Origin of the sequence: Streptomyces sp. NPDC050704 (assembly GCF_040654355.1) — a bacterium.
In the GTDB taxonomy this organism is placed as follows: domain Bacteria; phylum Actinomycetota; class Actinomycetes; order Streptomycetales; family Streptomycetaceae; genus Streptomyces.
Genome location: NZ_JBFAHW010000017.1, coordinates 105,326 through 119,631, shown reverse-complemented (window position 1 = coordinate 119,631; position 14,306 = coordinate 105,326). Strand labels below are relative to the sequence as shown.

13 protein-coding genes are annotated in these 14,306 nt (G+C 67.7%); 4 read left to right on the top strand and 9 right to left on the bottom strand.

Translation table 11 applies throughout. The annotated features are described in order from the left end of the window. Positions 1-36: 36 nt before the first annotated feature. Complete coding sequence (locus tag AB0I18_RS12680) at positions 37-330, bottom strand: hypothetical protein (protein ID WP_363105434.1); 294 nt, start codon at positions 328-330, stop codon at positions 37-39. Between the two features lie 195 nt (positions 331-525). On the opposite strand from AB0I18_RS12680, the gene AB0I18_RS12675 reads away from it, so the two are divergent. From AB0I18_RS12675 to AB0I18_RS12665, 3 genes are all read left to right on the top strand, one after another. Next, positions 526-1,659, top strand: coding sequence for a site-specific integrase (locus AB0I18_RS12675; RefSeq protein WP_363105433.1), 1,134 nt, complete (start codon positions 526-528; stop codon positions 1,657-1,659). Beyond that, positions 1,656-2,537: a hypothetical protein gene (locus tag AB0I18_RS12670; RefSeq protein WP_363105432.1), complete on the top strand. Its 882-nt coding sequence runs from the start codon at positions 1,656-1,658 to the stop codon at positions 2,535-2,537. Before AB0I18_RS12675 ends, AB0I18_RS12670 begins: the two co-directional genes overlap by 4 nt. A 129-nt stretch (positions 2,538-2,666) precedes the next feature. Beyond that, positions 2,667-4,055 (top strand): site-specific integrase, encoded by a 1,389-nt coding sequence (locus AB0I18_RS12665; RefSeq protein WP_363105431.1) that lies wholly within the window; start codon positions 2,667-2,669, stop codon positions 4,053-4,055. 626 nt (positions 4,056-4,681) lie between these two features. Here AB0I18_RS12665 and AB0I18_RS12660 read toward each other — a convergent pair. Beyond that, positions 4,682-5,275, bottom strand: coding sequence for a hypothetical protein (locus AB0I18_RS12660; RefSeq protein WP_363105430.1), 594 nt, complete (start codon positions 5,273-5,275; stop codon positions 4,682-4,684). 176 nt (positions 5,276-5,451) lie between these two features. Between AB0I18_RS12660 and AB0I18_RS12655 the strand changes: the two genes are divergently transcribed. After that, positions 5,452-5,769: a hypothetical protein gene (locus AB0I18_RS12655; protein ID WP_363105429.1), complete on the top strand. Its 318-nt coding sequence runs from the start codon at positions 5,452-5,454 to the stop codon at positions 5,767-5,769. Here the strand turns inward: AB0I18_RS12655 and AB0I18_RS12650 are convergent. The 7 genes from AB0I18_RS12650 to AB0I18_RS12620 form a co-directional block, all read right to left on the bottom strand. Beyond that, positions 5,744-6,733: a CehA/McbA family metallohydrolase gene (locus AB0I18_RS12650; RefSeq protein ID WP_363105428.1), complete on the bottom strand. Its 990-nt coding sequence runs from the start codon at positions 6,731-6,733 to the stop codon at positions 5,744-5,746. The two genes, AB0I18_RS12655 and AB0I18_RS12650, sit on opposite strands and share 26 nt — an antisense overlap. A gap of 260 nt (positions 6,734-6,993) precedes the next feature. Beyond that, a complete protein-coding gene (locus AB0I18_RS12645; protein WP_363105427.1) occupies positions 6,994-7,482 on the bottom strand; it encodes a Pycsar system effector family protein in 489 nt (162 codons plus the stop codon). A 239-nt stretch (positions 7,483-7,721) separates the two neighbouring features. After that, the gene (locus AB0I18_RS12640) at positions 7,722-8,771 is read right to left on the bottom strand and encodes an aldo/keto reductase (protein WP_363105426.1); all 1,050 of its coding nucleotides are present in this window, start codon (positions 8,769-8,771) and stop codon (positions 7,722-7,724) included. A 113-nt stretch (positions 8,772-8,884) separates the two neighbouring features. Beyond that, a complete protein-coding gene (locus tag AB0I18_RS12635; RefSeq protein WP_363105425.1) occupies positions 8,885-9,010 on the bottom strand; it encodes a hypothetical protein in 126 nt (41 codons plus the stop codon). A 762-nt stretch (positions 9,011-9,772) separates the two neighbouring features. Beyond that, the gene (locus tag AB0I18_RS12630) at positions 9,773-10,762 is read right to left on the bottom strand and encodes a bifunctional lytic transglycosylase/C40 family peptidase (RefSeq protein WP_363105424.1); all 990 of its coding nucleotides are present in this window, start codon (positions 10,760-10,762) and stop codon (positions 9,773-9,775) included. A gap of 5 nt (positions 10,763-10,767) precedes the next feature. Further along, a complete protein-coding gene (locus AB0I18_RS12625; RefSeq protein ID WP_363105423.1) occupies positions 10,768-11,811 on the bottom strand; it encodes a replication-relaxation family protein in 1,044 nt (347 codons plus the stop codon). Then, complete coding sequence (locus AB0I18_RS12620; RefSeq protein WP_363105422.1) at positions 11,808-14,303, bottom strand: type IV secretion system DNA-binding domain-containing protein; 2,496 nt, start codon at positions 14,301-14,303, stop codon at positions 11,808-11,810. Before AB0I18_RS12620 ends, AB0I18_RS12625 begins: the two co-directional genes overlap by 4 nt. Positions 14,304-14,306: the final 3 nt, after the last annotated feature.

Here is a 14,306-nt window from a genome sequence, read left to right as displayed (position 1 = left end):
GTCTCTCCCCACACTCGCTTGACTGTCAGCCGATAATCAGATCGGAGTGGACGGCTCGTCCGCGGCTTGTTGGCTCATGGTTGGAGTCGCGGCGACGGAGGCTGTGCGACCGGCAACCTCACGGACCGTCGGGATGCCCAGGTTGATCGTGGCGGCGCGGCGGACCTGCTCGTCGAGCTGGGCCAGCTTGTTCTGAGCGTCGGCGAAGCTGACCTTGAGTCCGTCGATCTCGCCGAGCCAGCCTTCGCGTTCGGCTTCCGCGATGCGGCCGTGGAGGTTGTTGCGGATCTCGGTCAGGCGCTCGCGCTGGGTGGGGTCCGGCCAGAGCATGGAGCAGCGCACGTCCCGTTGACCGAACTAGTTTGGGCTCCCTTCCAGGTCAACTCATAGTGACGACAAGGGGGTTGTGATTCTTGCTCGCGGGTCGTGGTGACTGAGCGTGTGGTGGTGGATCTGGTTTCATCGCGTGTCGTCGAATAGGACCCGCTGAGGCCGTTTCGGCTCGTCGATGCCGATGGCACAGAAGTGGCTGCGGTCAGTGAGTTCCTGCACCACATGCTCGCCGACGACGCGAGTCTGACGTCGCTGCGGTCCTACGCCTATGAGCTGTTGGTGTGGGTCCGGTTCTTACGCGCCGTGGACGTTCCCTGGCATCTCGCGAGCCGCGTCGAGGCCCGTGACTTCGCGCTGTGGCTGAAGACGACGAAGAAGCCGCCGCGGCGGCGCCGTCCTGATGCGCCCGCCCCGGGGTCGGTGAATCCGGTCACGGGGAAGGCCGCGCCTGGCGAGAACTATGCCGCTCGGACCAGGCGGCACGCTCGCGCGGTGATCCGCTCGTTCTACGAGTACCACCGCGAGACCCACGGCCGACCGCTGATCAACCCGTTCCCGCAGGGCGGGGCTGCTGACGAGGGGGGTCCGAATGCGCACCACAACCCGATGCAGCCGTTCCGACGGCCCTCGCGCCGGGGCACCTATCAGCCCAAGGAGCCCAAGCCGACCCCGAGGATCATTCCTGACCAGGCGTTCAACGACCTGTTCGCCGGGTTGAAGTACAACCGGGACAGGGCTCTGATCGCGTTCTACATCTCCACCGGCGCCCGCGCCTCCGAGCTGCTAGGTGTCCCGCAGGGCCTGGTCTCGCCCGGGGACCAGACGATCGGCGTGGTCCGCAAGGGCAGCCAGGTCCTGCAGCACCTTCCCGCCTCCGCCGACGCCTTCGTGTGGCTGCGGCTCTACCAGCAGGAACTGCGCGGCTTGTTCCTCAAGCACCCGTCGGAGCCGCTGTGGTGGAAGCTGCGACGGCCCTTCCGCCCGTTGGAGTACGACGCGGCCCGGATGGTCTTCACCCGTGCCAACCAGCTGCTCGGCGCGAACTGGACCCTGCACGACCTGAGGCACAGCGCGGCCAAGAGGATGGTCCGCGATCCGAACCTGACGCTCGCCGACGTGCAGTGGGTCATGGGACATGCCCACATCACCACCACGGAAATTTACATCGCTCCCACGCCCGACGAGGTGGTCGCCCACGTTCTGGCCCACCATGAACGACAGCGCGCCGAGCAGGCCAAGCCGCCAGCCCCGCCTGCGCCGGGTTACCGCCCCGAGGTGCTGGCAGCGCTGTTCGGCACCTCGGCTGCGGGCGGCGATAGCCGGTGAACCCGACCGCGAACGTCGACGTCCCCAGGGCCGTCGAGCCACATGAGGTGGGGAACGCGCTGGAGTGGGAACCGCGAGTCGGCGAAGCGAGCTGGTGGCAGACCCGTCAGAGCCGGGAGAGCCTGGTCGAGCGGCTGCTTGGATTGTTCACCGACCCCGGTGCGGGTCTGACCCGTGACAAGACCCGGCGGCGGGGCCTGGGCAAGCTGCTGGACTGGCTCGAAGGCCAGCCTGGAGAGACCTGGCAGGATCGTTGGATGGCCAGCGGGGCGGACGACGCCGGCTTCGAGTGGACCGATCTGCCCCTGCAGGGACGCGGCACACCCAAGAGCCACTGGCGCGATGAGCTGGCCACGGGACTGGTGCTCCTGGTCGCCGGGCAGGCGATCCGCCCCAGTTACCCGTGGCTACTACGGCAACGCGTGACGGTGATGCTCACCGAGGCCCGGGCCGCCAGCGACCCCGATGCCTTCCATCGGCTCGAACAGCTGGCTCAGCACGCGACAGCCACCGCGAGGTCCGACGCCCTGAACAAGCTCACCTGGATCGTGATCCACAAGGGTGGCCTGGTCAGCGACATCACCGTCGGCGACTGCATCGAGCTGACGTCCGCACTGGAGGAACACCACTTCCGTGGCAGCGCCGGCCGGCCGCTGTTCTATGCCCTGCTCAAGGAGACCGGCGTGCTCTCGGCCAGCGCACCGCTGCGGCTGCGGGCGCTCCGCATCGAAGGCCGCCGCAGCGTCGAGCAGATCGTCGACGCGTACGCCATCGAGTGCCGGGCCGTCCGTGACCTGCTGGTCGAGTACTTCACCGAGCGGGCTCCCGAGCTCGACCACGTCTCGCTGCGTTCCATCGCCCGCAACCTGTGCCGGTAGTTCTGGCGCGACCTGGAGATCCACCATCCGGGCATCGACTCGCTGCGGCTGACACCGGAGGTCGCGCAGGCATGGAAGGAACGCCTGGCCCACATTCGTGACGCCCAGGGCCACCCGATGCGGCCGCGGGTGAACTTCCGCAACGAGCTGGTGTTCGTCCGGGCGTTCTACCAGGACATCGCCCGCTGGGCCGCCGACGACCCGGCGCGATGGGCACCCTGGGTGGCACCGTGTCCGGTCAAGGCGAACGAATGCGCGACGAAGAAGTCCAGGTCCGGGGTGAAGTCCCGGATGGACCAGCGGACCAGGACCCAGCTGCCGCTGCTGCCCGCCCTGCTTCGCGCCGTCGACCAGCAGCGCAAGGATGCCGAGGCCCGCATCACCGCGGCTCGCGCGACGCCGGCCGGTGGACGGTTCCTCGTTGCCGGGGAGGAGTTCGAGCGCTGCGGGTCCGGGCAGGCCCGCCGCGTCTACGTCACCGAGGTGGCTGCTGGCAGGCGGCGGAACCTGACCCACGAGGAGGAGGCGGCGTTCTGGTCCTGGGCGACGGTGGAGGTGCTGCGGCACACCGGCATCCGGATCGAAGAGATGCTGGAGCTGACCCACCACAGTTTCATCGCCTACGCCCTGCCCACCACTGGCGAGGTGGTGCCGATGCTGCAGGTCGCCCCGTCCAAGACCGATTCGGAGCGGCTGCTGCTGGTCTCCCCGGAGCTCGCGGAGGTGCTGACCGCGGTGATCTTCCGGGTCCGGGCCGGGCACGCCGCCCTGCCGCTGGTGTCGGCCTACGACGTGTTCGAGCAGATCTGGAGCCCGCCCATGCCGTTCCTGTTCCAACGCCGGTACGGCACCGAGTACCGGCCGCTGACCCGTAGCTACATCCGCGAGTGCCTGGTCGCGACCTCACAGTCCGCCCAGATCACCGTGACAGGCGACCCGCTCGAATGGCGCCCCCACGACTTCAGAAGGATCTTCGTGACCGACGCCATCCGTTCCGGACTGCCGCCGCACATCGCCGCGAAGATCTGTGGTCATGCCGCTCTGGACACGACCATGGGGTATGCCGCGATCTACCCGGAGGACGTGATCTCCCATCACCGGGCCTTCATCGCGCGCCGCAGAACCGAGCGGCCCAGCGAGGAGTACCGCGAGCTCACCGCCACCGAGTGGGAGGAGTTCCTCGCCCACTTCGAACTCCGCAAGGTCGCCCTGGGGACCTGCGGCCGCGACTACGCGACCCCGTGCCAGCATGAAAACGCTTGTGTCAGATGCCCCCTACTTCTCGTTGACCCAGCCCAGATGCCACGCCTCCAGGAGATCCACGCCAACCTCGTCGACCGCCTCCAGGAGGCCCGGGACCAGGGCTGGCTTGGCGAGGTCGCCGCCATCGAGACCACCATGGCCGCCGCAGCGCAGAAGCTGGAGGCCATGCGCGAGCGTGCAGCGCAACCGTCCACCGTCCACTTGGGCATGCCCGACATCCGCAGCAGCGTTGGTCGCATTACTCCGGAGCTGTGACAGACACTGCTACCCAAGAAGTCAGCATCGCGGGGAGGGGCAGCCCCTCGCCCTAGACACCCGCGTAAAGCCGTCGGTGCCACCATCGGTACGGACTCCCGCTCCAGTCCACCCAGTGGCTTGGATCAGGATCGTGCAGTGTCCTGCTTCGGAATTCCGCATCAAGACCGGCAAGTAGTCGTCGCAATTCGGTGCGTGCCGGAAGGGGGAGCATGCCCACTATGTCCTCCAACGCGTCCCTGACCACTGCGACATCGTCGTACTGGCACCCAGGACAGGCCGGGCACTCCGAGGCAGTCAACCTCAGCTTCCGACCGGGCTGGCGCAAGAAATTCCGGTAGCTGTGGAGGAATTGCGAGGTTCGCCCAGGCTGGACCTCATAGCTGTGAGAGCTATGTTCCACCAAGTGAATCGCGGCACTCGTGTCAGCCGACAGACGGTCGATGGTGGGCAGTTCACGCGCCCATTCGGGAGGTTGGCGCTCGCGCATGGCGCGGATTGCACCCGGGCGCTTACGCGGCATGAGCCTTTCTGGTGATCATCATGGAGGCCATCCTGCCATCAGCGGTACTTGCCGCGCCAGAGCAGTGGCTGCTGACCCCAGACGAGGGCACGACGAAACGCGTTCAGGGGCGCGGGGGCAGTATCTCGATCACGGTGGCCGTGCCAGCTACAGGTCGGGCTTCGTGCATGGTGATGACATCGCCGCACTTCAGATGTCTCCACTGTTCGGGGCTCAGAGGAGCCAGCCGAACGTCGGCGGTCTCTCCCGGGCCGAGCTCCTGCGCGTACTCCACCCACAGCCTTGCGATGCTCAGCTCTCGTTCTCCACGAGCATTGCGGTTGCCAATGTCCCACGTCGGCCGGAGTCGACCGTCTCCAGAAAAGGCAGTCCGGCGTCGGCCCTCCTCCGCACCCACCAGGCTCAGGGTTGCCCGGACGGTGCCGTGTTGAAGTTCCCAGCCCCGCCACTCGCACCAACGGCAACTGCGGTCGAGCATCATCTGGCGAGCGGCCTCGGCAAGGAGTTCCCAGAAGTCCACTGACACGGGGTGGATATCCCCGATCTCGATGAGAACGCCGAGCACTATCTCCCACTCCTGGCGCCCGATGTCCTCGCGAACGTCCCCAACCGTCTGCCCGTTCTCTGCTGCGGCGTCCTCGGACAGCAGGTCGACGGCCCGCCGAAGGAGTGTGAACGCGTCATCCATGTCCTGCATTCTCCCCTGTCCCCGGACGCCCGTTCATCGGCGACAAGGCAGGAGCCAGCCGCACGACACACCCGGATGGTCCCAGCAGGCGAGATTTCTGCCCACTACTTTCAGCAACTCGACGGCGATCCACCCCACCAGGCTGCCAGCTGGGCTAGTTCGGATAAGCAGGCATCCGCTGCCCCGTGCTCCAGCTCGATCCGCAGCAGCGGCCCCACCTCATCGAGATCATCCGCACCCTCCGTGAGCGCATCACCGAGGCCCGCGCCAACGGCTGGCTCGGCGAGGTGGAAGGACTTCAGGTCAGCCTCAACGCCGCCATGGCCAAACTCACCAGCCTCAACCGGACCTCCACCGACGGGCGCCCCCAGCTGGTCGACCTCGGCATGCCTCTCTTCACCGACCCACCGGTATCAATCCGACTCGGCTCCATGACAGGGGACCCACATGCAACTAATCCTCCCGATTTCGGTCAGTTCAGGTCAGGAGGATCGGATTGCTGAGCGCCGCCATGTGCCCCTCGGGATGGCGTACCTCGATACGGATGAACGCCGAATCCGCCGCACTGATGGGCCACTCCACGGCATCCGATCCCGAGCAGGTAAGCGACGCGCGGTGCACCATCCCTTGCTCAGTGTGAAAGCTGACAGTGCCCGACGGCACACCACGTACGTCCACTCTTGCGACGGCCGGCTCATCGCTGGCTTCCAACCGTTCACCGATCCCGGCGCTCTGATCACCCGCAGAGACCGTGAAGAACAGCTCGACTGCTACCGATTCAGTGATCCAGCTCCGACCCGCACGGATCCCGGCGAGGATCTCGTCGGCACGCAGTTCCTCGGCCAGTACGACGGTGTGCGGGACGGCGATCTGGTCCTCAAGATGGGTGTCGCTGTTACCTATCGCCGGACGCCACCGTCCCTGGTGGATGTCCGCAGCCAGGCTCCGCCCCCATTCGGCCAGGGCCGCCTCGTTGTCTGCCTGCCATGGCACGTCCGAACTCCACTGCCCGTTCCATACCTCAACCACATCGAACCCCTGGTACGGGTACATGAAAGTGCCTGAAGGGTATGGCGCGTGCGGGTGGGCGGCGACGCAGAGCCCACCCGCACGGTGGACCTTTTCCAGATGCCGGTCGATCATGTTGTCCCGCACGCCATAGCGCCAATCGACCACTTGCCCTGAAGGAATCCCCAGAGCGAGCCAGTGCCCGGTCCGGGTGACAACCTCCTGGCCCAGGATCACCAGCGGATCGTCGCCGACCTGCCGACTCCAGGCGCCATGCGTCTCGGACGTGTTGTGCTCGGTGGCCGCGAGGAAATCAAGCCCCGCCGCACGGGCATCAGCCACAAGCTGCTCCGGCGTCAACTCGCCGCCGCTCGAAACTACCGAGTGCACATGGCAGTCACCCCGGTACCAACCGCGCCCTCGGTCGGACAGTGGCGGTGAAAATTCCAACTCGGACACCCGTTCCCCCTGCTGCCTCATTGGGAATCTCGAAGTTCGCGAGCCCACCACCTGGCTTCGAGATCATCCCATGGGCCCCTTTGGACCTGCCCCGGCCGCGTCTCTCAGTCCGGAAAAGAGCGGACTCACAGAAATCCTTGCCCGAACCCCCCGCGAACGCGTCCACCAGGTCGAAGTCGAGCATCTGCACGTCCACCTGCCCCGCGTGCTGAAGACGACGGCCCTGTGATCGCCGGGATGCATGCGTCAGTGGCTCGTGGCTACAGAATGACGGCGACCACGGCGGCCGCGGTCAGAAAGGCCATGCCCGCAAGCATGAGCTCTACTGCCCATCGAACATAGGTGAACTTCGTCCGGGCCAGGTCCGAGAGAACTTTGATGCGACCTGCACGCCTGTCCTCGCCCATCCGTCCATAGATCTCGTCGCGATTGAGCCTTGACCAGTGAGGCCAGCTTGCGCAGTCGTCATTGCTCAGATGCGGACGAATAGTCGGAAGTAGAAACACGATAGCCGCGGCCCAGGCTGCTGATCCAAGTCCGCCCATCGTGAGTACGGCTGCGGGCGGATCTGCTTCTGCAGAAGCAGGAACGACTATCGCCAGCCTGGCGCCTGTCAGAGCCAGCAACACGCTTGCCTTGTTGTCGCATCTCCCGAGGGTTCCGGTCAGCGTCTCAACTGCCACGTCCAGGCGTCGATCTATCTGATCTGACGTCGTCGGCGCTGTTCCGTCTGGCTGCGTTGTCGTCACTGCCACTCCTTCGCCGGATGCAGAGACCTCTCACAGTTTGTCCCGACTCCTGACCGTCCGGGAGCGGCGCGACGCTGAATCTGAAGCGACGGAGGCACCGAGCAGATCGGTTCGAGAGACACCCTTACTGAGGATCTTCGTGTGGTGTCGCACTGCGGCCGAAAGTTGCGCCAGCTCAAGGGGCCTTCAATCAGCGACAACACGTGGGTCAGCTCAGTAGTCCGGAAAAGGGGCCTGTTTCAGGCGGCGGGCCTGGACTCGGCCGTGCGTCGCCGGAGCGCCGACGTGGTGAGCGAGGGCGGAGCCCAGGCGCCGTCCGGGGAGTAGACGTCGGTTCCGGGCGACACGATTTCGTCGATCCGGTCGAGGACGGCGTCGTCCAGCACCACGGACATGCCCTTGAGCGTGCTCCGCAGTTGCTCCATCGTGCGCGGGCCGATGATCACCGACGTGACGGCTGGATGCGCGAGCGGAAACGCGATGGCCAACTCCGGCAGCGAGCAGCCCACTTCCATGGCCACGGCCACAAGCTGCTCGACCACCTCCAGCTTCGCGGCGGTGCGCGGCGCCGACGGATCGAAGCGGTCCGGGTTCAGGGTGGGACGTCCGCTGCTCAGATCCAGAGCCCGGCCCTTCCGGTAGCGGCCGGTCAGGAAGCCCGAGGCCAGCGGGCTCCAGGTCAGCACTCCCATTCCCAGGCGCTGCGCCACCGGCAGCACGTCCTTCTCGACGCCTCGGGCCAGCAGCGAGTAGGGCGGCTGCTCGGTGCGGAACCGCTGGAGCCCGCGGCGGTCGGCCACGTGGTACGCCTCGACGATCTCGTGCGCGGGGAACGTGGAGCAGCCGAACGCCCTGATCTTGCCCTGTCGCACAAGATCGGTCAGGGCGGAGAGCGTCTCTTCGATGTCGGTCGTGTGGTCCGGCCGGTGCACCTGGTACAGGTCGATCCAGTCCGTTTCCAGCCGCCGCAGGCTGTCCTCCACCTCCCGGATGATCCAGCGCCGCGAGTTGCCACCGCGGTTGGGGCCGTCACCCATGGGGAAGTGGACCTTGGTCGCAAGCACCACTTCGTCGCGGCGACCCCGCAGGGCCTTGCCGACGACGGTCTCCGACTCTCCGGCCGAGTACATGTCAGCGGTGTCGATGAAGTTGATCCCCTCGTCGAGCGCGGCGTGGATGATCCGGACGCAGTCCTCGTGGTCGGCATTGCCGACGAAACCGAACATCATGGTGCCGAGGCAGTAGGGGCTGACCTCGATGCCGGTCCCGCCCAGAACACGGTGGCGCATGCATCTCTCCTTGGACGTCGTCCTGTTGGGAATACCACGACATTACGAGCTGGAGTCCACTTCAGGGCAAGCATCGCCTCCGCTTGCTCCGGCCCTGCCGGAGCGACCTTCGTTCACAGCTGTTCGCGGCGTTCCTCGGTGCGGGCTGGAAGGTATGTCTCGCGTACCTCTTCGGGTTCGCCGGCGAGGACTTGGTCCATGCGCTCGCGGATGTACCGCTTGAGGTTGACGTGTTCCATGAACACCTCGGTGATGCGGGCCTCGACGAGCTGCCCGAGAAGGTGGTCCAGGAGTTCGACCGGGTGGCGAAGTGGGGGGTAGGAGCGGGCCGACGAAGGCGTAGGTGGGGATGCCGGCGGCGTTGAGTTCGGTGAGGGTGCGCACGCGGCCGGGCGACTTGGTCAGGATGCGGACCAGCCCCGGGTATTCGACCGCTCTGAGTTCGCGCAGGATGCTGCGGGTGCGCCGGTACTTCGCCTCGTGGCCCTGGTAGGGCTCGGTGAATGAGCTGAGCAGGATCGTGCCCCGGCGCTTGCGCTCGGGTATCTTCGCGAGCTCCTTGCGGGCCAGGTCGACGGCGCTCTTCTTCACGTACAGGTAATCGCCCATTCCGTCACCGACCGGCCGAACTGCCGTCCCGCGAAGCTGGCGAGGCAGTAGGCGCAGCCCAGCATGCAGCAGGTGTACGGGTGGTGACGTAGTCGTTCGACGGCGTCTTCGACTTCTGGATCAGGGACTTCGCCTCGATCTCCACCGGCTCCATGACAGGCCTCCTGGCTCTTGCGGGCCACACGCCCCTCCGCGTCGTTCCTCGATGCCTGGCAGGCCGTACGCCACACCCAGTCAGATCATCGCCACACGGAACAATGATGCCAGGAAGTTGCTTCTATGGAATCTAAATGCTTGGCTGGACGGTGACGGACCGGGGACCGACTGATCGAGGCCATGGCCCGCTAACGCCGCATCCCGGACAACGTCAGCGCGCAGGAGCGGTCGGATCGTCAACGCGGCTCCCCGCGCTGGCCGCCCATGGACGGGACGCTGCGAGGTAGTCGTCGCCGCGGTGCCGATACGGCTCCAGGCGCACCACCTCGCCGGGCCTCGGTGCGTTTGATCATGTAGCCGTTTCCGACGTACAGGCCCACGTGGTGCACGTTCGACGGGCTTCCGTAGAACACGAGGTCGCCCGGCAGCAGCGGTTCCCCAGCCGGCACACGAGGGCCGGCATCGTATTGGTCCTGAGCCACCCGCGGCAGCGTGATCCCGGCCGCGGCGTACGCCGCCTTCGTCAACCCAGAGCAATCAAAACCACCCCTGACCTGGGTAGCCTCCGAAGGAAGTTCAGTCAACGAGGGGCCGTCGCCGCCCCAGAGGTAGGGGAGGCCGAGTTGGCCCTCGGCGTAGTTGATGGCGCGCAGCGCGGCCGGGCTTGATGTCGGGACGCGGCGGTGAGAAGTGCTGGCGCGGTAGGTCTGGGCCTGGGCCAAGACCTTCGAGACGTACCAGTTTGCGCGGTTGTACGTGAAGATCGCTTTGCGCAGGTTGCGGCCGTCGCGGGCGCCGGAGTCGCACAGGTAGGCGGCGGCCGCGTGGACCGCGTCCTGCGGGTTGTACGGAGACGGCGCGCGGGAGCGGCTCTCCGGTAGGTCATGCCTAGCCACGACCTGGGCGAAGGTGGAGCTGAGGAACTGCATGGGTCCTCGTGCCCCTGCGTAGTTGGCGCCGCTGTGGACGCCGGGCAGTGTGGAGCGGCCGTGGTCGGTTTCGACCTTTCCGATGGCGGCGAGGACGGACCAGTCCAGGCCGGAGCATGTGGTGGCGGCCCTTCGGTAGAGGGCCAGGTATTCCGTCGGAATATCTTTGATCGCGACGGTGCTGGGGCGGCTGCCCGCTCCGCCGACCAAGGAGGAGAGGACACTGCCGGCCCCGGCGGCCGTCACCGCGAGGATCAGGCACAGGACTCCGGCCACGGCGGCAGCGAGTTTGAGCACGGGGATCACCTCCTGCCGTGTGTGCCCCGGGAGTTCGGGGGGCGTGGCGTGGGCGGAGGGAGACGGTTGTACGCGGTGGCCGTCGCTGCGGTTCCGTCGTCCGGTGTGCCTGACAGGGGTGGCAGGTGGGGCCACACCGTGCCCAAGTCCGCGAGGCGAAGGCGCTGTTCGCGCGCTTCGCTCAAGTCGAGGGGGAGCCAGTAGGCGGACGACGGGTCGTGTAGACCTGCGTCGGCCATGTGTTCGGCGCTGGTGGTCGCGACCGGTACGGACCGCGGGTCGGCGAGTGCGGCGTGTGCCTCGGTGAGGGCGCGGCGGACGCGGGCTTCCCGGTGTGCGGTGGGCGTCCATACGAGAACCGGCGTGGCGATGCCGGTGTGGTCCGCGAGCTTGGTGTATGCGGCCAGCTTGGCGCCGACGCGGTCGGCTGGGCGCTCGGTGCCGCAGTCGTATTCGAGGAACCACTCGAACTCGCCTGTCGGTTGGCGCCAGCGGCCGTAGGCGTCGGGGCGCACGATGTCGCCGAAGTGGCGGTGGCAGCGGGCTTCGGACCACCAGGCGGTGAGCCGTCCGCGGGCGTCCGGTCGGCGGGAGTGGGCGGTGAGCGCGGTGAAGAAGCCGTTGGTGCCGGTCGTGTGGGCCAGGCGCAGTGCGTGCGCGATGCCGATGGCCTGCTCGTGCCGGTAGCCCAAGTCGCTGATCTCCAGCCCGTGTTCGCGGACGAGTACGGCGGCTCCTGCGACGTCGAGGACGTAATGCATGGGAGCGGAGCCGTACGTGGTGAAGGGCTGGAAGCGGTCCAGGATCCGCCACTTGTACAGCTGCAGGAGGCGGAAGTTGGCTGCGCGGGTCGTGGGCCAGGCGAGTTCGGTGATCTGGTCGGTGGTGAGGACCTTGTGCTCGTAGAGCATGTGCGTCAGCCATCGGTCGCGGGGCGTGAGGCGGGGAGCGAGCCGGGCTATTTGTTCGCCGGTGGCGGCGACTCGGCCGCTCAGGCGCCTGGGGTGGTGGCCGCGGAGGGAGCGCTGGGGAGTGGGGTTGGTGATCACGGCGGCTTTGGTCCTTTCCTGCGGCGGGGGTCGGTGCTCCGCTGGTCGGGTTTGAGCAGGGCCGTGCGTTCGGGTGCGACGCGGGCGATGCAGCGGGCGGCGGCGCGGATCTGCCGGGCCCGGCCGGGAATCGGCGGGGGGAGTTTCTGCGTGACCGCGGTGAAGGCGGGGGCCTCGGCACCGTGCAGCACGGGGCGGACGGCGGCGTGGAAGGCGTCGAGGTGGGACAGGTCGTGCGCGGTCACGCGGGGCTCGGTGTGCCGGGTGAGGTGTTGGGCGTCCCCGGGGGAGGCGTTGAAGAAGATCTTGGTGCGGGCGTTGGTGCTGATGCCTTCTTCGAGGTCTTTGGGGAGCTGGCGCAGGTACTGGTGGGCGAGGGTCATCGACAGCCGGTAGCCGCGGGCCTCGGCGAGCATGTCCTCCAGGGCGTAGGGGAGGTTGAGGAAGTGGTGTGCCTCGTCGATGTAGAGGGAGGCGTCGGGGCGTTGGGCCTGGGGGAGGCGGGCGCGGCGGGTGGCGGCCTGCCAGGTGTGGGCGACGACGACGGAGCCGACGAGGTGGGCGGTCTCGGCGCCGAGGGCGTCGCGGGCGATGCGGACGAGGCAGATGCCTCCGTCGTTGAGGACCTGTTCCAGGTCGATGGTCGAGGTTCCTCCGGCGAGTGCCTCGCGGACGAAGGGTCGGAGCAGGAGGCCGCGGAGCTTGTTCATCAGCGGGGCGGTGACCTGGGCACGGGCGGGCGCTGACAGGTCGTCGTACCAGAGCCAGAAGCCGCGCAGTATGTCGTCGTGGATTTGGCTTACTGCGCGCTGCCGGAAGGCGGGGGTGGACAGCAGCTTGGGCAGGTCGGTCAGTGTCGGTGTGCCGGGCAGGGCGCGCAGGGTGAGCAGGCCGGCGCGGAGGATGTCGTCGGTGCGTGGGCCCCAGGAGGAGGCGTAGACGCGGGAGAAGATCGACACCAGGTTGTCGACGGCGCGGGCGGTGTCGTCGCCTTCGAGGGGGTTGAGGACGGGTGGGCGGGAGCGGCTGTCGGCGTCGAAGAGCACGACCTTGTCGCCGAGGTGTTCCGGCAGCCGCATCAGGACGTCGGTGACCAGGTCGCCTTTGGGGTCGACGACGACTTGCCCGCGACCGGCTGCGGCGTCGGCGAGGATCATGTGGGCGAGGAGTTCGGACTTTCCGGAGCCGGTGGCGCCGAGCAGGTGCACGTGCTGGCGCGCATCGGGAACCCGGAGGCCGACCGGGCGAGGGCGACCGGCGTCGGTGAGCCCGATGGGCTTGGCCGAGGGACCCGGGGCGGTGATGCCGGGCGGCGGAGGGACCGCGCGGGCACCGGCGCGTTGCAGGCCGGGGACGGCGGTGTCCCAGGGCAGGTGCGCGAGCGCCGCCAACTCCGCGACCGACAGGAGATCGCCCTTATCGAGGCGGCGTTCGGCGAGATTAACGAGGGCGTGGCGGGGCCGGGTGCGACGGAAGTAGTTGTGGTCCGTGTAGGTCGCGTAGGCGCTCGCGAGAGCGTGGGCGTGGCCCCGGAGGCGGGCGCGGACACGATCGCGGTCCGCCGTGCTTGCGATGTCCGGCAGGGCGGTGGTGACGGCGTAGCGGACCCTTGTCTCGTACGAGGCACCGCGTTGCTTGGCCACTATCGCCCGGTCCTCGGCAGCCGACGCGAGTGCCGTCTGATGATCTGTCGTGGGCGGTGTCGAATGCCCCCGCGCGTGCAGGCCGGGAGTGACGGCATCCAGCACGCGGCTCACGAGGCGGGCGGAGCCGCCGGATCGGATGCGCCGGGCCGTGCGACGGGCCTTCTTCAGGCGGCGACCGGTGACCGGGCGGGCCAGGATCTGTACGACGGCGAGCTCGCCCGGGCCGAGGCCGATCGGGGCGCCCATCAGGGACCGCAGAGGATCGACGGGAAAGTCGGTGCGCAGGGGCAGTGCTTCGCTGCGTGCGAGCCGTAGTTCTCCGGTGGCCGCCTCGTGACGATGCCCCGCGTGGAAGGGGATGGTGGCCGCGTTCGTACGGGTGTGGGCTCCCGGCCATGCCGCCTCGATGGCGCGTTCCACCATTCCGGGCGGTGGGCCGCCGGGGATCCACAGCTGGATCCGAATGGTGTCGTGGTCGAGAAGGTACTCCCAGGCCAAGTGCGGTTGCCCGGTCAGCCATCGATGCCAGGCGGGCCTCAACAGGCCGATCAAATGGGACCACAGGGCCACGGCTCCCGCCTGGTCGACCTCGGGTGGCGGGAGGATGCGGATGATGCGTGCGCCGTCGGCCAGACGTCGTCGACAGCGGCGATTCCACCACCAGCGGATGGCGATCAGCGCAGACAGGACGAGCGCCAGCACCGGGGCCGCAATCGGAGCCCACCCGGTGAGCTGTTCCTTCAGGTACGCGAGGAGGGCGTTCATGGCGCCCTGCGGATCTCGCAGGTACCTCTCCAGCGGCGAGGTACCTTGCGCGACGCCCCAAGCGATGCCGACGGGAGACATGAC